The sequence below is a fragment of the Aeromonas sp. R7-1 genome (assembly GCF_040908115.1).
GTDB classification, from domain to species: domain Bacteria; phylum Pseudomonadota; class Gammaproteobacteria; order Enterobacterales; family Aeromonadaceae; genus Aeromonas; species Aeromonas caviae.
Genome location: NZ_JBFODD010000022.1, coordinates 13,182 through 30,021 on the forward strand (window position 1 = coordinate 13,182; position 16,840 = coordinate 30,021).

Sequence of the window (16,840 nt, forward strand, 5' to 3'; positions counted from 1 at the left end):
CGCTCGTGCGGGTCTTTTCTTATGTGATGAGGAGAGACAGAACCATGCCTGACAGCTCCCCGATGGTGACGCCCGCCCAGCGCAAATGGCTGCCCTGGCTGACGGCGGTCGGTTTTTTCATGCAGACCCTGGATGGCACCATCCTCAACACTGCCCTGCCCAGCATGGCCGAGGCCCTGGGCGAGAGTCCGCTGCAGATGCAGTCCGTCATCATCGCCTACATGCTGACGGTGGCCCTGCTCATTCCCGCCTCCGGCTGGCTGGCGGACAGATTCGGCACCCGCCGGGTCTATCTGGTCGCCATCCTGCTGTTTACCCTGGGTTCCCTGGCCTGTGCCATCGCCAACACCCTGCCCATGCTGGTGATCGCCCGGGTGTTGCAAGGGGTCGGGGGGGCCTTGCTGATGCCCATCGGGCGTCTGGCGGTGCTGCGGGTCTACAGCAAGCATGAGCTGCTGAGGGTGATGTCGTTCGTCACCATCCCCGGTCTGCTCGGCCCCCTCATCGGTCCGGCCCTGGGGGGCTGGCTGGTGGAGGTGGCGAGCTGGCACTGGGTCTTCCTCATCAACCTGCCGGTGGGCCTGCTCGGCTTCGTGGCGAGCTGGCACTTCATGCCCGACCTTCGCCAGCACACCGCCAGGTTTGACTGGCAGGGGTTTGTGCTGTTCAGTGTCGGCATGGTGCTGGTATCCGTCGGTCTGCAAGGCCTGGGGGAGCACAGCATCTCAACCGGCTGGGCCCTGTTTGCGGTATTGTTCGGCCTGGCCGCCATGGCGAGCTACTGGCTCTATGCCGCCACGGCTGAGCAGCCCCTGTTCAGTCTGGCGCTGTTCAAGACGTCCACCTTCGCCATCGGTATCTGGGGCAATCTGTTTGCCCGCCTCGGCAGCGGCGCCATGCCGTTTCTCACCCCGCTCTTCCTGCAACTGGGGCTCGGCTTCTCCCCGAGCAAGGCGGGGATGACCATGATCCCCACGGTGATCGGCGCCATGCTGACCAAGACGCTGGTGAACAAGCTCATTCCGCGCATCGGTTATCGCCGCATCCTCATCGGCAACACCCTGGCGCTCGGGGCCATGATCGCGAGCTTCTATTTCATCGACAACCAGGTGCCCCACGGCGTACTGCTGGTGTGGCTGGCGGTCTTTGGTGCCATCAACTCCCTGCAATTTTCCGCCATGAACACCCTGACCCTGCAGGATCTCAGCAGCGAGCACGCCAGCAGCGGCAACGGTCTGCTGTCGGTGGTGATGCAGCTCTCCATGAGCCTGGGGGTGGCCATCGCCGCCAGCCTGCTGGGGCTCTTCTCCATCGGCCAGCCCGAGGAGAGTGGCCGCTGGCTGGAGGGGTTCCACCTCACCTATCTGTGCATCGGCCTGATGTCCATGCTGGCGGCGCTGATCTTCGCCCAGCTGGCGCGGGAAAAGCGCTGAGTCCCAGGCTCAGGGGGCGGGCAGGTAGCTCACGTCGCAGGGCAATCGGGCCAGCAGTCCGGCCAGGTGGGTGGTCTCCAGCAGGAAAGTCTGCTCGGGGTGGCCCGGCGTCCAGGTAAAGGCGTGGTGATTCATGAGCACGGGATCCACCAGCAGGGGGATGTCGGCGCGGGGCAGGAAGGGGCAGACGGCTCCCGGCAGGCAGCCAATCTCTGTCTGCATCTCGTCGGCGGTGCAGATGGAGGGTTTGGCACCGAGCGCCGCCTTGACCGCCTTGCTGTCGAGCCGGCCGTCCCTGTGGGTCAGCAGCAGGGCGAAGCGACCATCCTTGAATTTGAGGAAAAGGGTCTTGCTGAACTCGGCCTGCCAGCCGAGGTGAGCCTTGACCCGCTCGTCGGTGGCGTAATCGAGGATGGGTTCGTGCTCGAAGCGCTGGTAGGGCAGGTCGGTGAGCAACTGACGGTTGAAGTCGTGGATGGTATCGAGTGGCATGGGGTTCTCCTGTGATGGCGGTCATCCTGCCACTTGCACCGGCGCAGGCCCAATCACCGTTTCTTATCCGTCATCAGCGGAGTCATCAACAAGGGCACCCGAGGGTGCCCTTGTCGTTCAGTGATGCTGCAATTCGCCCGCTTTCCAGTGGAAGGGAATGGGGTCAAGGCGCTGGGAGGCTTTGTCGTAACCTGCCCACAGCTCAGCGATGGTGCGACCATCGATGGGATGGCGGAATGTGGGAGCCAGCTCCGCCAGCGGCCAGAGCACGAAGGCGTTGGTGAGGATCTCGCCGCGGGGCAGCACCAGCGGCGTCTCGCAGACCAGCTCGCCGTAGAGCAGCAGATCGAGATCCAGGGTGCGCGGGGCGAACTTCTTGGCATCCGGCTCGCGGCCGTGAGCGAACTCCATGGCGCGCAGCCGCTGGCACAGGGTCGCCAGGGGCAGCTCGGTATCGGCACCCACCACCAGGTTGTAGAAGGGGCGGCCGTTGAAGCCCACTGCCTCGCTCTCGAATACCCGGGAGACCTGCAACTCGCCGAATTCGGCGTGCAGGGCATCGAGGCCGGCGCGGATATGGCGTTCCCGATCGATGTTGGATCCCAGACTGATATAGATGCGGGTCATCAGCTGGCGCTCGCAGCCGGCGTGCGATGGCGCAGGATCTCGACCCCGACGCCTGCCGCATTGGGCACGGCACCCGGTTTGGTCAGGGTCACCTTGACCCACTGTACCCGCTCGTCTTCCAGCACCAGGGCGGCGACCTGCTCGGCCATGGTCTCGACCAGCTCCACTATCTTGCCCTGGGCGTGATCACAGATCTTGCGAGAGAGGGTGGCGTAATCCAGCGCCAGATTGATATCGTCGGTTGCGGCGGCTGGGCGATTGTCAAACCCCATCTCGAGGTCGAAACAGAGCTTCTGGCGAATGCCCTTCTCCCACTCATATACCCCTATGGTGGTCAAAACCTCGAGTCCGCGAATAAACACCTTGTCCATGACAGTACTTCTTCTTTACTCTTGATGGGCTGTGAAAACAGCGCAGGGATGCAGGCCCGGCAAGCAGATTGCCGCTGGCGGCCGGTTTGGGCGACACGCTTTCGGGCAAGCCCGGGCCTGGGAATGTGGCCCGCATCATACCCCATTCATATCGTGGTAAAAACGACCAAGATGACGGCCCTGACGATTTTGATGATTATTCTGGCCTATCTGGGCGGCTCGCTGTCCAGTGCCGTGCTGGTTTCCCGCATCACGGGTCTGCCGGATCCCCGTGACCATGGTTCCCATAACCCGGGGGCGACCAATGTGTTGCGCCTCGGCGGCCGGATGGCGGCGCTGATCGTACTGCTTCTCGACGTGCTCAAGGGGATGGCCCCCGTCTACCTCGCCTGGTATCTGCAGATCAAGCCCGTCTACCTCGGCTTTATCGGGGTGGCCGCCTGTCTGGGCCACATGTACCCCCTCTTCTTCCACTTCCGTGGTGGCAAGGGCGTCGCCACCGCCCTCGGTACCATGTTGCCCATTGGGTTTGCCATGGGCGGTGCCGTCATCACCACCTGGCTGCTGGTGCTGCTGGTGAGCGGCTATTCGTCACTGGCGTCCATCGTGACCGTGTTGCTGACTCCGCTCTTTACCTATCTGCTCAAACCGGAATACACGTTGCCGGTCTCCCTGCTCTCCTGTCTCATCCTGATCCGTCATCACGAGAACATTACCCGCCTGCTCAAGGGGGAGGAGTCCCGCCTCTGGGGGCGCCGGGGAGCGGTCCCACCAGCAGAAGTGATGAAAATGGATGATGCTGCGCAAAAAAGAGACGAACGAGACGAAAAGTGAAATTTCCCGTTGACCACCTGCCCTAAAATCCGTTTAATAGCGCCCACGCCCAGATAGCTCAGTCGGTAGAGCAGGGGATTGAAAATCCCCGTGTCGGCGGTTCGATTCCGTCTCTGGGCACCATATTTTGGTGCCATGAAATAAAAACGTGTTCATGCACAATGGTTTGAAGTGTGCCGGCTTAGCTCAGTAGGTAGAGCAACTGACTTGTAATCAGTAGGTCACCAGTTCGATTCCGGTAGCCGGCACCATTTGCCCAGATAGCTCAGTCGGTAGAGCAGGGGATTGAAAATCCCCGTGTCGGCGGTTCGATTCCGTCTCTGGGCACCACGAATAATTCCTCCTTAGCTCAGTCGGTAGAGCGACGGACTGTTAATCCGCAGGTCGCTGGTTCGAGCCCAGCAGGAGGAGCCAAATAAAAAGCCCAGCAGCAATGCTGGGCTTTTTCTTTTCCCGTTTTTCGATGTTCCGCTTCCCGCTGTTCGAAAAGCGTCCTGTCCGGTGACAAAGCTGTCGCAGCGCCCCTCTTGAATCTTTCCTCCCAGTGACTTGGCCCGTCTGCCGAGTATGATGGCGTGGTGAGTCCCTATGCTGTGCCCGCCGGATCACCCTGTCGTGATCGACGCCTGCCGTCACCCCGGCCCGGCAAGACGGGATCGGTTTCTTGAGTGAGGTCATGCATGAATGCAACAGAGCTTTGGCAGCTTTCCCCCGAGCAATTCAACGAGTGGCGGCGTGAGAACGATTATCCCCGTATCTGGGCGCTGCTGGTGGCGTCGCTGCCCCATTTCGACGACTGGATGGCGGAGCAGAAGATAGAAAAAAGCGTGATCTTCCAGATCGGCATCGCCCGCTTCATCAGCTCCCGCTGCGTGCTGAGCCTTTGTGTCTACATGAGCGACGACAAGGTCCGCCTGTATGAGAGCGCCTCGAGTGCACTGGAATCCCTGCGCAAGAGCGGCCTCATCCGCTCGGAGACCCGTTTCGAGCCTTACAGCATGTGGCTGGCGGGAAAACATGGCAATGACGAGGTGAAACGGGTGCAAAGCCTGCTCTCGGTCTCGGAGAACAACAAGGGGGAGGCCCAGGTGCTGGGCAAGCATCGTCTGCTCAACATCGGCGGTGTTGCCCTCAAAAGCCCCATCATCTCCGGCCGGTTGCTCGATTTCACCTGTCTCGACGAGCTCTCTCTCGATGGGGCCGTCAATAACTCCAAGGTTTATCTGTGGCACTGCTCGGCCAAGGGGGTCAGGGTCAATGGCGGGGTGATCGGGCTCGATCTGTTCGACTCTCTGCTGTGGGACCACAGGGCCTGGGCCAAGAAACGGGAGCTGGCGCTGGAGGACGGGGTCTTTCAGGACTTCACCATAGAGTGCGAGGAGATCCGCTTCCACTCCTCCCGGGCGGTGCTGAAAAACTTCAGCGTCAGCGCCAAGAACTTCGATGCCACCATGGAGCACACCAACCTGGACAAGGTGGAGGTGGTCTACAACGACAATGGGCGGATCGACCACAACGAGGCGAGCAAACTCTATCGCAATGCCAAGCGCCTCTTCTCCAGCGTGGGTGACACCGTCGACGCAGGCGAGTGTTACTACAAGGAGAAGCTGCACGAGATGAAGTCCCTGGCGAGCCCGCGGGAGCTGTTCCGGGAGCGCTGGTTGCGCAGTGGTCCGATGACGAAGTGCTGGCTCTCCCTGTTGTGCTATCTCAAGTGCGCGGGCAAGTTCATCAGCTTCATCACCTGGGGGTTTGGGGAGCGTCCCATCAGAAGCCTGCTGATGTCGATGGGGGTGATCCTGCTGGCGACCCTGACCTATTTCCTGGCGCCGGAGTCTGCAACCCACGGCCATCTGGGGCGCTCTCTCTATTTCAGCATCGTCACCTTCGTGACCCTGGGTTATGGGGACATCTCCCAGACCTCCTCGCCGCTGCAACTGCTGTCGGCCATCGAAGCCTTCTGCGGCATGTTCCTGACCGGTCTCTTCCTCGCGGGTTTTGCCTCGAAAACCAAGCAGTATTGACGGGAGCGCCGACGGCGGGTGCCATCAGTGCCCGCCTCCGGTGCCCTCCTGCTGTCTTGCCATCCCTCCCGGCTGGCCCGGCGACCTTGCTTGACGCAGCGGCGGTCGAGCGACTTTATTTAAAGTCATCGCATGCCATGGCAAGCGATGGCGCCACCAGCGCCCGGACATGACGCAATCAGAGGAGAAAGCCCGGTATCGATCCGCCAACCACCGATGTAGAGAAGGAATAACGCTATGATATTGAATCACTTATGGGGATTGTATGCCCATCCCCACACCGAATGGCATACCATAGACGAGCGGCACGACAGCTTCAGAAACAGTCTGACCCACATCCTGCTCGTGGCCCTTATCCCTCCCATCTGCGCCTACTATTCCGCCGTTCACATCGGCTGGAGCATCGGGGTCGGCGATCCCATCACCCTGACCGCCAACAGCGCATTCAAGCTGTCGGTCGCCATGTACGTGACCCTTATCATCGGCGTGTTGGCACTCTCCTATCTGGTGCACTGGATGGGGCATACCTTCGGCTCGGATCCCAGCTACACGACCTCGCTGGAGCTGGCGGCCTACACCTCCACGCCACTCTTCATGGTGGGCTTCTCCGCTTTCTTCCCGCATCTCTGGTTCGTGATGCTCATCGGTTTGGTCGGGCTGACCTATTCCGTCTACCTGCTCTATATCGGCGTGCCCATCCTGATGCACATCACCAAGGAGCAGGGATTCATCTACGCCAGCTCAGTGGTGACTGTCGGCCTGGTGTTGCTGGTCTGCGTGCTGGCTGCCACGGCCATCCTGTGGGGATCCGGCTTCGGTCCCGTCTTCACCCAGTAGCCGTGCGTGCCGACGGCAACGACGACAAGGGCGCCTTGATGGCGCCCTTGTCGTTGATCTCTCGCCTGGTCGGCGTGTCTTTGCCAGACCCGGGAGGGACGTCGTCTGCGTTGATCAGCGGGGATTGCCGCTGCCGATGCCGAACGGGATGCGGTAATCGCTGCTCTGATCGCCGAGGCTGACGGTCAGGTTGCCTTGGGCGCGGCTCGGGATCTGTACCTGCTGGGTACCCATCAGGTTGGCGTGGACGGAGGCCACCAGATCACCGGATTCATCGCGCACCTCCAGCATGGGGTTGGCCTTGCCAGCCATGGCGGCGCTGGCATGCCAGTTCACGAACAGCACACCCGGGGTGGCGTTGAAGTCGGCGGGGACGGAAGCCTGGGCAACACCGGCACTCATCAGGCCTGCAACGGCCAGCATCTTGATCACGTTTTTCATGTTCATTCACTCTCTTGGTTTTTATGTCATTGGCAAGGCCTGACAGGCCTGCATCAATGCATCCTTGCAAGAGGTCATTCAAATGGTGTGTTGTTTTGTCACGGATGTTTGTCACCCATGTGTATGGGGGACTGCCATGAACGACCAGTTGTTTTGCGGCTTGGCGCTCCTGCCTAAGCGATGTGTGAATATTAAGCGCCTCACCCGGTCATTGTTAGCGAGATAAACTGGCCTACACGTTCAAAAAATATGAATGATTTTTTTGTGGGGGGACATAGACGGGTTGGAGGGTGTTCACCCTTCCGGAGAGAGGTGCATGTCCCAGACCTGACACCGGATTGTCACATCCGGTGCGTACTGTGCGGCTTCATTTTCACACTGGTTCAAGGATGACTATGTTTCGCGTCTCTTCCCTTGCCGCCTGCGTGGCGGCCACCCTGCTGAGCGGCTGCCATTCGGGCAATGACTCCTCCTCGCCCGCCGTCGGCGACTATCAATACAGCACCAAGGCGGTCTATGCCGCCCGTCAGGCAATGAACAGCTATGAGGTTGCCCCTGAAGGCTTTAGTCCCGTCTTCACCGAGCTGGTCGCACGCCACGGCTCCCGCTCGCTGTCCAGCCCCAAATACGACGTGCTGACCAAGCTGGTGTGGGAGGAGGCCGCGAGACAGGGGGCCTTGACCGAGCTGGGCCAACGGCTCGGCGCCAAGGTGGACGCCGTCACGGCCGCCAACCAGACCCTCGGCTATGGCCTGCTGAGTGCGCTCGGCAAGGAGGAGCACGCCAACCTGGCGACCCGGCTCGCCGAACGGCTGCCCACCCTGCTGACCACTGAATCGACTCCCCTCTGCCTCAAGGTCGAGACATCGGGCAAGGATCGCGCCAACGAAAGCGCCTACTTCTTCATGCAGAGCCTGGCCAAAAGGGTCTCTCTGGTGACGGACAGCCCCGACTGTTACGTCAGCCAGGAGAACCCTTCCGAGATCGACAAGGGGCTGCGCAACAAGTTCGAGCTCTACTTCCACAAGACCGAGCCGCAGGGGGAGTACACCCGGTATCTGCCCACCTTCCAGGCCTATCAGGCCTTTGTCGGGGACGAAGAGAACGGGGTGGCTCCCGCTCCCGAGCTGACCGAGGCCCTCGATGCGCTCAAGGCCCTGCCCAGGACCCGGGTGATGGCCCGCGAGATGCTCGAGCGTCTCTACAGCAAGGCCTTCGTCGACGAGCTGGCCGCCGGGGTGGATTATGTGGCGGTGAACCCTGAAGATGGCGGCAAGACCCATGTGCGCGACGAGGTGGACGCCGCCCTCATGCTCTACAACCTCTTCATCATCGGCCCGGGGATGATCCGGGAGGCGCAGGCACAAGGCGGATCCTGGGATCTCGAGCAGTTCATCACGCCAGAGGAATCTGCCTGGTTCTCCTACCTTTCCGATGCCGAGGACTTCTACGAGAAGGGGCCGAGTCTTGCCAGCCAGAGCGCCACCTACGCCGTGGCCCAGCCCCTGCTTGACGGCCTCTTCAACGAGGTACAGACCCAGGTGGTGGAAGAGGCGGGCGAGCATGTCGCCAAGCTGCGCTTCGCCCATGCGGAGACCCTGATCCCGCTGGCGGCCCTGATGGAGCTGGAAGGGAGTCGTCAGAGCGCCCAGCCTGGCGTGCTGATGAGCCAGGAAAACAACGAATGGCGTGGCGGCTGGGTCTCTCCCTATGCGGCCAACATCCAGTGGGATGTCTACCGCAACGAGGACGGCCGGGTGCTGGTGAAGATGCTTTACAACGAAAAGGAGCTCGCCTTCAAGGCAGGTTGCGCCCCCATTGCGGTGGGCAGCTTCTTCTATGACTTCGGCGAGCTCAAACGCTGTTACGACTACTCGTCCTGACGCGCTCATGCCATCCCCGGGGCCGGTCATCGCCGGCCCCGTTTTTTTGGTTCAGGCGGAGCCGGCTTGTCGACGACCCGCCTGCCAGGTGGTGCCCATGGAGGCGGCGATGATGGCGGCTATCCCGAGCCATTGGGACGGGGGCAACTGCTCGCCCAGCCATACCAGTCCCATCAAGGCTCCCATGGCCGGTTCACCGCTGGTGAGAATGCCGTAGCTCTTGAGGGGAAGGCGGCGCAGGGCAAACATCTCGAGAGAGTAGGGGATGGCGCTCGAGAGCAGCCCCACCCCGATGATGGTGAGGATCACGGGGACGGTGAATGACGCCTCGATCGCACCCTCCAGCCCGAAGGGCAATACCAGCAGGGTGCCCACCCACATGCCCAGCGTCGGAGCCTGTGCGCCCAGCAAGGCTCCTGCCCGCTTTCCGGTGAGCATATAGAGCCCCCAGAAGAGGCCAGCCCCGAGAGCCAGTGCGGCCCCCAGGGGATCGATGGCCTGCTGTGTTGCCCGCAGGGGCAAGAGCAGCAGCAGCCCGGCGATGGCCAGTATCAGCCAGATGAAGTCTGCCCGGTGGCGTGAGGAGAGCAGGGCCACCGTCAGGGGGCCGATGAACTCGATGGCCAGGGCTACGCCGAGGGGAATGCGTGCGATGGCGAGATAGAAAAGCAGGTTCATGGCCCCAAGCGACAGGCCGTAGGGGATGGCGCCCAGCAGGGTGCGTCGGTCGAGGGGAGCACGCCAGATGCGAAACACCAGGGAGAGGAGGAGGGCGGCGCACCCCAGCCGGAACAGGGTCGTACCTGCGGCACCCAGCAAGGGAAACAGGGATTTGGCCAGGGAGGCGCCGAGGGTGATCGACAACATGGCGAGCAGGACGGCCAGAAGAGAGGAGAGGGCATTGGGATTGGGTTGCATGGTGTTCATACCGGGCAGGACGATGAGCAATAAAATATATCTGGATACTTGGGTAAAACCGGTCTAATACTGGCTTTGTGCGATAATTTTTATCTAATGAACCCCATGACCGACAAATTTGATCTGCTCATCCTCGCCGAGCTGCAACAGGATGCCCGTCTGCCCACGCCGGAGCTGGCCCACAGGGTCGGTCTTTCCGCCCCAGCCTGCTACCGCCGCGTCCGCGCCTTGCGGGAGTCGGGTCTCATCGAGCGGGAAGTGGCGCTGGTGGCACCGTCCACCATGGGCTGGCCCATCACCATGCTGGTGCTGGTGACCCTGGAGCGGGATCATGGCCGCATCGTCGATGAGATGATCGCCAGCCTGCAGCGGGAACCCGAGGTGATGGATCTCTGGTATGTGACGGGGGAGCAGGACTTCGTGCTGCAAGTGGCCGCCAGGGACATGCAAAGTTACGAGCAGTTCACTCGTCGGGTGCTCCATGCCAGGGATCAGGTACGCAGTTTCAAGACTCTGGTGGTCATGGGACAGCACAAGCGTTGCGGCGCCTTGCTGCCCGGGTAAAGAGGGGGTTGCGCCGAAGCCTTGCCGGCATTGCGGGAGCGCCGTCAGGGAAAGGAACAGGGGCAGGTACGGCCTGCCCCTTCTGTGTCAGCCAGGTTCCCCGGGCGCCAGCTCCTCTGCCGTCATGGGGCGCAAGACCCGGCAGGGATTGCCGACCGCCACCACGCCTGCCGGAATGTCTCTGGTGACAACTGACCCCGCCCCGATGACGCTGTTGTCCCCTATGGTGACGCCCGGGCAGATGACGACGCTGCCCCCAATCCAGACGTTGTTGCCGATGCGCACCGGCTTGCCGAACTCCACCCCCTTGATGCGCGGCGCTACCGCCACCGGGTGGGTAGCGGTGTAGATCTGCACTCCGGGGGCCAGCAGCACGTTGTCGCCTATGTGTACCTCGCACACATCCAGGATGGTGCAGTTGAAATTGGCGTAGAAATTCTCGCCGACAAAGATGTTGGCGCCATAGTCGCAGAAGAAGGGGGGCGTGATGAAACAGCGTTCTGCGCGGCCACCCAGCAGGCGGGTGAGGCGCTCATCCCAACCAGGGGCATCGGTTCGCTCCCGGTTCAGTTCTCCCAGCAGGGCGCGGCACTGCTCCCGCGCAGCCCGCAGTTCGGGGTCCCCTGCATCATAGGGCGCTCCCGCCACCATCTTCTGCCACTCGGGGCCACGCACGGCGGGCCGCTGCACTGTTGTTGCGTCAGTCATCATTGCTCCATCAGCCAGATCAGGGATTCGTAAGGGCGCAGCTTGCAGGATTGCGGGCGGACCGGGCTATCCGGGTAGTTGCCAAGCAGCAGTCGCCCCTCCCCGCTTTGCTGCTCGGCAGGCAGGGCAAACTCCACCGGCTCGCCGTAGAAGTTGCTCACCACCAGCAGGGTCTGACCGTCGGCGCGGCGGACATAGGCCCAGATCTGCGGGTGCCCTGCCAGCAGCTCCTGATAATCCCCCTGAGTGAAGATGGGGTGCGCCTTGCGAAGGGCGATGAGATCCCGATAGTGCCAGAACACCGAGTGCTGGTCGGCGAGCGCCGCTTCGGCGTTGATCTCGGGGTAGTTGGCGGCAGGCTTGAGCCAGGGCGTCCCGCTGGTGAAACCGGCGTTGGAGGCGGCGCTCCACTGCATCGGGGTGCGCGAGTTGTCCCGGGACTTGGCGCCGAGAATGGCGAGGATCTCGGTCTCGCTCATCCCTTCCGCCTGCTTGATGGCGAAGATGTTGCGGCTCTCCACATCCTGATAGTCGTTGATGCACTGATAGCCGGGGTTGGTCATGCCGATCTCCTCCCCCTGATAGATGTAGGGCGTCCCCTGCAGGCCGTGCAGCGTGCTGGCCAGCATCTTGGCGGCGACCACCCTATGCTCGCCCTCATCGCCGAAACGGGAGACGATGCGCGGCTGATCGTGGTTGCACCAGAAGAGCGCCGACCACCCCTTGCCATGCATACCGCTCTGCCAGTGGTTGAAGATGCGCTTGAGTTCGAGGAAATCGAACGGGGCCTTGGTCCACTTGTCGCCGCCTGGGTAATCCACCTTGAGGTGATGGAAGTTGAACACCATGGAGAGCTCGGAACCATCCAGCGCGCCATAGCGCTGGCAGTGTTCCAGGCTGGTGGAAGACATCTCGCCCACCGTCATGGCCCCCACGGGGGCGAAGACGTCGCGGCTCACATCCTGCAAAAATTCGTGGATGCGCGGCCCGTCGGTGTAGAAGCGGCGGCCATCCCCCACCTCGTCGTCAGGGAATGCCTGATCCTTGGAGATGAGGTTGATGACGTCGAGGCGGAAACCGTCGACTCCTTTCTTCGCCCAGAAATGGATGATCTTCTTCACCTCGGCGCGCACGGCCGGGTTTTCCCAGTTGAGATCCGCCTGCTCGCGGGCAAAGAGGTGCAGGTAGTACTGGCCGGTGGCCGGGTCCAGCTCCCAGGCGCTGCCGCCAAACTTGGATTGCCAGTTGTTGGGCACGCCGCCGTCCACCGAATCTTTCCAGATGTAGTAGTCGCGATAGGGGCTGTGCTTGTCCCCCAGCGCCGACTTGAACCAGGCGTGCTCGGTGGAGGTGTGGTTGACCACGATATCCATCACGATGCGGATGCCGCGATCATGGGCGGCGGCCAGGAGCGCTTCGAAATCGCTCATGGTGCCGTAGGCCGGATCAATATTCAGGTAGTCGGCGATGTCGTAGCCGTTGTCCACCTGGGGGGAGACATAGACCGGGGTCAGCCAGAGGGCATCGACGCCGAGGGTCTTGAGATAGTCGAGGCGGGCCATGATCCCCTTGAGATCACCGGTGCCACGGGCGCCGGAATCCTGAAAGCTTTTGGGGTAGATCTGGTAAATCACGGCGCTTTGCCACCAGGGTGTCTGTGTCATGGTTGGTTCGCTCATTGGTTGAAACCGGATTAGTTGGAACAGGGCAACGATAAAGGGCGGAGCCAGGGCTCCGCCGAGGTTGTGTGGATCAGGCCGTGGCCAGATCCAGCTTGCCGGCAGCCTGCTGGCGCTTGTAGACCAGCAGGGTCAGCAGGGCGGGGACCACGATGGCCACCAGCATGGCGATGGCGTAGATGCCCCAGTATTGCGGCTGGATGGAGAGGATGCCCGGCAGGCCGCCCACCCCGATGCCATTGGCCATCACACCGGCGAAGCCGCAGATGAGAGCCGCACAGCTTGAGCCCACCATGGCGCACAGCATGGGGAACTTGTACTTGAGGTTGATGCCGTACATGGCCGGCTCGGTCACCCCGAGATAGGCGGAGATGGCGGCCGGGACCGAGATCTCCCGCTCGTTCTCCTTGCGGCTGATCAGGATGATGCCGACGACCGCAGACGCCTGGGCGATGTTGGAGAGGGCGATCAGCGGCCAGATGGGGGTGCCGCCCATGCTCTGCATCAGTTGCAGGTCCACCGCGTTGGTGGTGTGGTGGATGCCGGTGATGACCAGGGGCGCATAGAGGAAGCCGAACAGGGCGGCGCCGATGGGGGCAAACGAACCCGTCATGGCCGCCTTGGCGGCAAAGCCGACGCCGTCACCAATCCAGCGGCCGAACGGACCGATCAGGGCGTGGGCCACGATCACCGCCAGCAGCAGGGAGATGAAGGGCACAATCACCAGGTAGAGATAGGCCGGGATGATGCGCTTGAGGCTGGTCTCCACCCAGGCGAGGAAGACACCCGCCAGCAGGGCCGGAATGACCTGGGCCTGATACCCCACCTTCTGGATGACGAAGAGGCCGAAGTCCCACACTTCCGGGGTCTGCTGGCCGATGCCATAGGCGTTCATCAGTTGCGGCGACACCAGCGTGATACCCAGCACGATGCCGAGGATCTCGGAGCCGCCCATCTTCTTCACCGCAGACCAGCAGACACCCACCGGCAGGAAGTGGAAGATGGCTTCACCCAGCAGCCAGAGGAAAGCGTGCACCTGGGCCCAGAACTGGCTGATCTCGGTGAGGGTGTGGGTGCCGTCGTCGAACATCTTGATATCGCCGATGACGTTGCGAAAGCCCAGGATCAGACCACCGGTGATGATGGCGGGCAGCAGGGGGACGAAGATCTCCGCCAGGTGGGAGATGCCGCGCTCCAACGGATTCATGTTGTGGCGGGCGGCCTGCTTGGCGGCCTCCTTGCTGCCGCCGCTCACGCCGATCTCCTGGGTGAGCGCCTTGTACCACTGATCCACCTCGTTGCCGATCACCACCTGGAACTGGCCGCCCTGGGTGAAGCTTCCCTTCACCGAAGGGATGGTCTCGATGGCCTTGGGATCGGCCTTGGCCGGATCGGCCAGCACGAACCTGAGCCGGGTCAGGCAGTGGCTGACAGTGGTGATGTTCTCTTTGCCGCCGATCCGCTCGATCAGCTGCGCCAGATGCTGTGTGTTGACTTTTGACATGAGCCTTCCCTCTGTGACTCCATGAATAATGGTCGTGTCTTTACCGGCTGGCCAAGGACCGCCCGTTTATTGGTATCGTTCCCAATCAGCATGAAGCCAGTGGCTGGCATCGGCAATGGGAACGTTCCCAATTCGTGGCGCTGGTCACAAAAAGCGCAAAACGCCGGGAATGGAGGAAAAGATAGACTACAGAGGCTGACAGGGGGCGATGGTCGCTCTGGGGGGTTGCCCCTCTTCAATCTGGTCGAGCAGCTGTCTGGCGGCCAGGATGCCGGCATCCTTGTAGCCGAAATCCAGGCTGAGGGTGTTGGCAAAGAGGAACGTCAGCATGGGATTGCTGCCAAGGCCGCTCACCAGGATGTCGGTGCGACCCTGCTCCTGCAGGTATTTGGCGGCGCCGATGGCCAGGGTGTCGCTGGCACAGACCATGGCCTGGGTGGTGGGGGTGAGCAGCTCGGCCGCGAGCCGATAGCCGCTTTGCAGACCGAGATCCCCGAGGGCGCTGCGGGGCGTGCGCCCCTGTTCCCGACAGTAGTCGAGGTAAGCCTGATGCCGACGCAGCCCGGTGGTGAGATCGCTGCGTTCCACCCCGAGATAGGCGACCTCGGTCAGGCCACGCTCCCCGAGGTGGGCGAGCACGGCGCGCACCGCCCCGTCATCGTCGAAGCAGACCGACGAGAAGCCGGGGCGCTCGCGGGCCATCAGCACCAGTTTCTCCCTGAGCGGCGCCATGGCGGCATAGTCCAGATCGTTGAAGGCAAACAGGATGATGCCATCCACTCCGCGTCGCTCCAGCACCGCCAGGTGCTCGCTCACCTTGGCGGGGGAGAACTTGCTCTCCATCAGCACGGCGTCGTAGCCACGCTGGTAGAGGGTCTCCAGCATGCCGCGCACCGCCTGGTTCTCGGAGCTGGAGTCGAGGCGCGACACCACGATGCCGACCACCTGCTGGCTCTGGCTGCGCATGGCCCGCGCCGATTTGCTCGGGACGAAACCGTGCTGGGCGATCACCGATTCGACCCTGGCCCTGGTCTGGGCATTGACCTTGGGATCCTGATTGAGCACCCGGGAGACGGTCGACTTGCCGACCCCGCTGAGGCGAGCGATATCGAGGATGGTCAGTTTCTTTTCCATGGGGGATCCGTGACAGGGGAGGGCGACAACCGGGATGCAGACATTGTTGTGATTAACTCCTGTGAATACAAGCCCATGGCGTTAGAATGCCCTTTCCCAGGCGACTTTCTTCGCCGTTGCACAGGACGCGCATCATGGATCTGTTGGCAAGTCTGCACTTCTCTCTCTCCATCACGGGCCCCATCTGTCTGGTGCTGGTACTCGGCATCTGGCTCAAGCGGCTGGGTCTCTTGCCCGACAGCTTCGTCGAGTCCGCCTCCCGTCTGGTGTTCCAGGTCACCCTGCCAGCTCTCTTGTTTCTAAGCATGGTGCGCACCGATTTTTCCACCATGCCGAGCCCCTGGCTCATCCTCTACGGCCTGCTCGGCACCCTCGCCGGTTTCCTGGTGCTGGAGGTGCTGGCGGCCCGTTTCATCAGCGAGCAGAAATTGCGGGGCATCTTCGTGCAGGGCAGCTTTCGCGGCAACATGGGGATCATGGGGCTGGCCTATGTGCAAAACGCCTACGGCCCGGAGGGGATAGGGGCCGCCGCCCTGCTGGTGGGCTCCATCACAGTGCTCTACAACGTGCTCGCGGTGATCACCCTGACCCGCAGCCTGGGGGGCGGAAAGGGGCTCACACCCATACTCAAGGGGATCGTCAAAAACCCCCTCATCATCGCCATTCTGGCGGCCCTGCCCTTCGGTCTGCTCGGCATCGAACTGCCCCAACTGGTCATTACCACGGGCAACTATTTCGCCAACATGACCCTGCCGCTGGCCCTGCTGTGCACCGGCGCCAGCCTCAACCTCAAGGCCCTGCGCGGCGGCGCCATGCTGACCGGCTGGGCCACGGTCAACCGGCTGTGCTGCATCCCCGTGCTGCTGGTGCTGGGGGCCTGGGCGCTCGGCTTCAACCCGCAGGCCCTCGGCATCCTGTTTCTCATCAGCTCTACCCCCACCGCCGCCGCCAGCTATGTGATGACCCGTGCCATGGGGGGTGACAGTGCCCTCGCGGCCAACATCATCGCCACCACCACCCTGGGCTCGCTCGTCACCACCAGCCTGGGGGCCGCCCTGATGAACTACCTGGGACTGATGGGGTGATGGGGCGCCGCCATGATGCACGACCCGGGGTTGACGGGATCGGCATTCACCCTTGACCTTGCCGGAGGCGGCAGCTTTAGGCTGATTGCACATCGACAGAGGAGAGAGCCCATGACCATCGAACTCACCGTTACCGGCATGTCTTGCGGCGGCTGCGCTGCCAGCCTGCAAAAGGCCCTGATGGCCCAGCCAGCAGTCCGCACCGCCACGGTCGACTTTGCCAGCCGCCAGGCCGTCATCGAGAGCGAGCTGAGCAAAGCCGAGTTGATCGCCCTGATCGAGGCGAGAGGCTTTCAGGTAGAGTGA

Annotated in this window: 17 protein-coding genes and 4 tRNA genes; 12 read left to right on the plus strand and 9 right to left on the minus strand. The window is 62.3% G+C overall.

What is annotated here, in order from left to right; all coding sequences use genetic code 11:
• Nucleotides 1-5: 5 nt before the first annotated feature.
• A complete protein-coding gene (gene mdtD, locus AB5Y51_RS04115) occupies nt 6-1,433 on the plus strand; it encodes a multidrug transporter subunit MdtD (protein WP_223919390.1) in 1,428 nt (475 codons plus the stop codon).
• A 9-nt stretch (nt 1,434-1,442) separates the two neighbouring features.
• On the opposite strand, the gene AB5Y51_RS04120 is transcribed toward mdtD, so the two are convergent.
• The 3 genes from AB5Y51_RS04120 to folB all read right to left on the minus strand — a co-directional run bounded on the left by AB5Y51_RS04120 (nt 1,443) and on the right by folB (nt 2,923).
• Nucleotides 1,443-1,925 (minus strand): YbaK/EbsC family protein, encoded by a 483-nt coding sequence (locus AB5Y51_RS04120; protein WP_368178084.1) that lies wholly within the window; start codon nt 1,923-1,925, stop codon nt 1,443-1,445.
• Nucleotides 1,926-2,042: 117 nt separating this feature from the next.
• A complete protein-coding gene (folK, locus tag AB5Y51_RS04125; RefSeq protein WP_041213984.1) occupies nt 2,043-2,552 on the minus strand; it encodes a 2-amino-4-hydroxy-6-hydroxymethyldihydropteridine diphosphokinase in 510 nt (169 codons plus the stop codon).
• Nucleotides 2,552-2,923 (minus strand): dihydroneopterin aldolase, encoded by a 372-nt coding sequence (folB, locus tag AB5Y51_RS04130; protein WP_113069559.1) that lies wholly within the window; start codon nt 2,921-2,923, stop codon nt 2,552-2,554. Before folB ends, folK begins: the two co-directional genes overlap by 1 nt.
• A 171-nt stretch (nt 2,924-3,094) precedes the next feature.
• Here folB and plsY point away from each other — a divergent pair, with 171 nt between their 5' ends.
• The 7 genes from plsY (at nt 3,095) to AB5Y51_RS04165 (ending at nt 6,618) form a co-directional block, all read left to right on the plus strand.
• Complete coding sequence (plsY, locus tag AB5Y51_RS04135; protein WP_029314836.1) at nt 3,095-3,757, plus strand: glycerol-3-phosphate 1-O-acyltransferase PlsY; 663 nt, start codon at nt 3,095-3,097, stop codon at nt 3,755-3,757.
• A gap of 47 nt (nt 3,758-3,804) precedes the next feature.
• Nucleotides 3,805-3,880: transfer RNA gene (locus AB5Y51_RS04140), tRNA-Phe, on the plus strand.
• Between the two features lie 52 nt (nt 3,881-3,932).
• Nucleotides 3,933-4,008, plus strand: a tRNA-Thr gene (locus tag AB5Y51_RS04145).
• Nucleotides 4,009-4,011: 3 nt separating this feature from the next.
• Nucleotides 4,012-4,087: transfer RNA gene (locus AB5Y51_RS04150), tRNA-Phe, on the plus strand.
• 8 nt (nt 4,088-4,095) lie between these two features.
• Nucleotides 4,096-4,171: transfer RNA gene (locus tag AB5Y51_RS04155), tRNA-Asn, on the plus strand.
• A 266-nt stretch (nt 4,172-4,437) separates the two neighbouring features.
• The gene (locus AB5Y51_RS04160; RefSeq protein ID WP_010675794.1) at nt 4,438-5,781 is read left to right on the plus strand and encodes a potassium channel family protein; all 1,344 of its coding nucleotides are present in this window, start codon (nt 4,438-4,440) and stop codon (nt 5,779-5,781) included.
• A gap of 237 nt (nt 5,782-6,018) precedes the next feature.
• Complete coding sequence (locus AB5Y51_RS04165) at nt 6,019-6,618, plus strand: Yip1 family protein (protein WP_029314835.1); 600 nt, start codon at nt 6,019-6,021, stop codon at nt 6,616-6,618.
• A gap of 114 nt (nt 6,619-6,732) precedes the next feature.
• Here AB5Y51_RS04165 and AB5Y51_RS04170 read toward each other — a convergent pair whose 3' ends face one another.
• A complete protein-coding gene (locus AB5Y51_RS04170; protein ID WP_039039727.1) occupies nt 6,733-7,065 on the minus strand; it encodes a hypothetical protein in 333 nt (110 codons plus the stop codon).
• A 383-nt stretch (nt 7,066-7,448) separates the two neighbouring features.
• Between AB5Y51_RS04170 and AB5Y51_RS04175 the strand changes: the two genes are divergently transcribed.
• Nucleotides 7,449-8,942, plus strand: a complete 1,494-nt coding sequence (locus AB5Y51_RS04175) for a histidine-type phosphatase (RefSeq protein WP_368178085.1) — start codon at nt 7,449-7,451, stop codon at nt 8,940-8,942.
• A 51-nt stretch (nt 8,943-8,993) separates the two neighbouring features.
• On the opposite strand, the gene AB5Y51_RS04180 is transcribed toward AB5Y51_RS04175, so the two are convergent.
• Nucleotides 8,994-9,869, minus strand: a complete 876-nt coding sequence (locus tag AB5Y51_RS04180; protein WP_368178086.1) for a DMT family transporter — start codon at nt 9,867-9,869, stop codon at nt 8,994-8,996.
• A gap of 96 nt (nt 9,870-9,965) precedes the next feature.
• On the opposite strand from AB5Y51_RS04180, the gene AB5Y51_RS04185 reads away from it, so the two are divergent.
• Entirely contained in the window at nt 9,966-10,424 is a 459-nt protein-coding gene (locus AB5Y51_RS04185; RefSeq protein ID WP_039039724.1) for an Lrp/AsnC family transcriptional regulator, read from the plus strand.
• An 87-nt stretch (nt 10,425-10,511) separates the two neighbouring features.
• On the opposite strand, the gene AB5Y51_RS04190 is transcribed toward AB5Y51_RS04185, so the two are convergent.
• The 4 genes from AB5Y51_RS04190 to treR form a co-directional block, all read right to left on the minus strand.
• Nucleotides 10,512-11,132 carry a sugar O-acetyltransferase gene (locus AB5Y51_RS04190; RefSeq protein WP_029314833.1) on the minus strand — a complete coding sequence of 207 codons (621 nt, stop codon included), beginning with the start codon at nt 11,130-11,132 and terminating at the stop codon, nt 10,512-10,514.
• Nucleotides 11,132-12,796, minus strand: coding sequence for an alpha,alpha-phosphotrehalase (treC, locus tag AB5Y51_RS04195; RefSeq protein ID WP_368178087.1), 1,665 nt, complete (start codon nt 12,794-12,796; stop codon nt 11,132-11,134). Before treC ends, AB5Y51_RS04190 begins: the two co-directional genes overlap by 1 nt.
• An 88-nt stretch (nt 12,797-12,884) precedes the next feature.
• Nucleotides 12,885-14,315: a PTS trehalose transporter subunit IIBC gene (gene treB, locus AB5Y51_RS04200; protein WP_039039721.1), complete on the minus strand. Its 1,431-nt coding sequence runs from the start codon at nt 14,313-14,315 to the stop codon at nt 12,885-12,887.
• A gap of 186 nt (nt 14,316-14,501) precedes the next feature.
• Nucleotides 14,502-15,449, minus strand: a complete 948-nt coding sequence (gene treR / locus AB5Y51_RS04205) for a trehalose operon repressor TreR (RefSeq protein ID WP_041211765.1) — start codon at nt 15,447-15,449, stop codon at nt 14,502-14,504.
• Between the two features lie 134 nt (nt 15,450-15,583).
• On the opposite strand from treR, the gene AB5Y51_RS04210 reads away from it, so the two are divergent.
• Both AB5Y51_RS04210 and AB5Y51_RS04215 read left to right on the plus strand, forming a co-directional pair.
• Nucleotides 15,584-16,534, plus strand: a complete 951-nt coding sequence (locus AB5Y51_RS04210; RefSeq protein ID WP_336573754.1) for an AEC family transporter — start codon at nt 15,584-15,586, stop codon at nt 16,532-16,534.
• A 111-nt stretch (nt 16,535-16,645) separates the two neighbouring features.
• Nucleotides 16,646-16,840 carry a heavy-metal-associated domain-containing protein gene (locus AB5Y51_RS04215; RefSeq protein WP_103259492.1) on the plus strand — a complete coding sequence of 65 codons (195 nt, stop codon included), beginning with the start codon at nt 16,646-16,648 and terminating at the stop codon, nt 16,838-16,840.

What these genes read in the sequence shown, in the direction of transcription:
- treB (WP_039039721.1), bottom strand. Translation starts at nt 14,315, where the DNA reads ATGTCAAAAGTCAACACACAGCATCTGGCGCAGCTGATCGAGCGGATC.
- AB5Y51_RS04210 (WP_336573754.1), top strand. Translation starts at nt 15,584, where the DNA reads ATGGATCTGTTGGCAAGTCTGCACTTCTCTCTCTCCATCACGGGCCCC.
- AB5Y51_RS04160 (WP_010675794.1), top strand. Translation starts at nt 4,438, where the DNA reads ATGAATGCAACAGAGCTTTGGCAGCTTTCCCCCGAGCAATTCAACGAG.
- plsY (WP_029314836.1), top strand. Translation starts at nt 3,095, where the DNA reads ATGACGGCCCTGACGATTTTGATGATTATTCTGGCCTATCTGGGCGGC.
- AB5Y51_RS04215 (WP_103259492.1), top strand. Translation starts at nt 16,646, where the DNA reads ATGACCATCGAACTCACCGTTACCGGCATGTCTTGCGGCGGCTGCGCT.
- AB5Y51_RS04185 (WP_039039724.1), top strand. Translation starts at nt 9,966, where the DNA reads ATGACCGACAAATTTGATCTGCTCATCCTCGCCGAGCTGCAACAGGAT.
- AB5Y51_RS04170 (WP_039039727.1), bottom strand. Translation starts at nt 7,065, where the DNA reads ATGAACATGAAAAACGTGATCAAGATGCTGGCCGTTGCAGGCCTGATG.
- treR (WP_041211765.1), bottom strand. Translation starts at nt 15,449, where the DNA reads ATGGAAAAGAAACTGACCATCCTCGATATCGCTCGCCTCAGCGGGGTC.
- AB5Y51_RS04175 (WP_368178085.1), top strand. Translation starts at nt 7,449, where the DNA reads ATGACTATGTTTCGCGTCTCTTCCCTTGCCGCCTGCGTGGCGGCCACC.
- AB5Y51_RS04190 (WP_029314833.1), bottom strand. Translation starts at nt 11,132, where the DNA reads ATGACTGACGCAACAACAGTGCAGCGGCCCGCCGTGCGTGGCCCCGAG.
- AB5Y51_RS04180 (WP_368178086.1), bottom strand. Translation starts at nt 9,869, where the DNA reads ATGAACACCATGCAACCCAATCCCAATGCCCTCTCCTCTCTTCTGGCC.
- folK (WP_041213984.1), bottom strand. Translation starts at nt 2,552, where the DNA reads ATGACCCGCATCTATATCAGTCTGGGATCCAACATCGATCGGGAACGC.
- folB (WP_113069559.1), bottom strand. Translation starts at nt 2,923, where the DNA reads ATGGACAAGGTGTTTATTCGCGGACTCGAGGTTTTGACCACCATAGGG.
- AB5Y51_RS04165 (WP_029314835.1), top strand. Translation starts at nt 6,019, where the DNA reads ATGATATTGAATCACTTATGGGGATTGTATGCCCATCCCCACACCGAA.
- AB5Y51_RS04120 (WP_368178084.1), bottom strand. Translation starts at nt 1,925, where the DNA reads ATGCCACTCGATACCATCCACGACTTCAACCGTCAGTTGCTCACCGAC.
- treC (WP_368178087.1), bottom strand. Translation starts at nt 12,796, where the DNA reads ATGACACAGACACCCTGGTGGCAAAGCGCCGTGATTTACCAGATCTAC.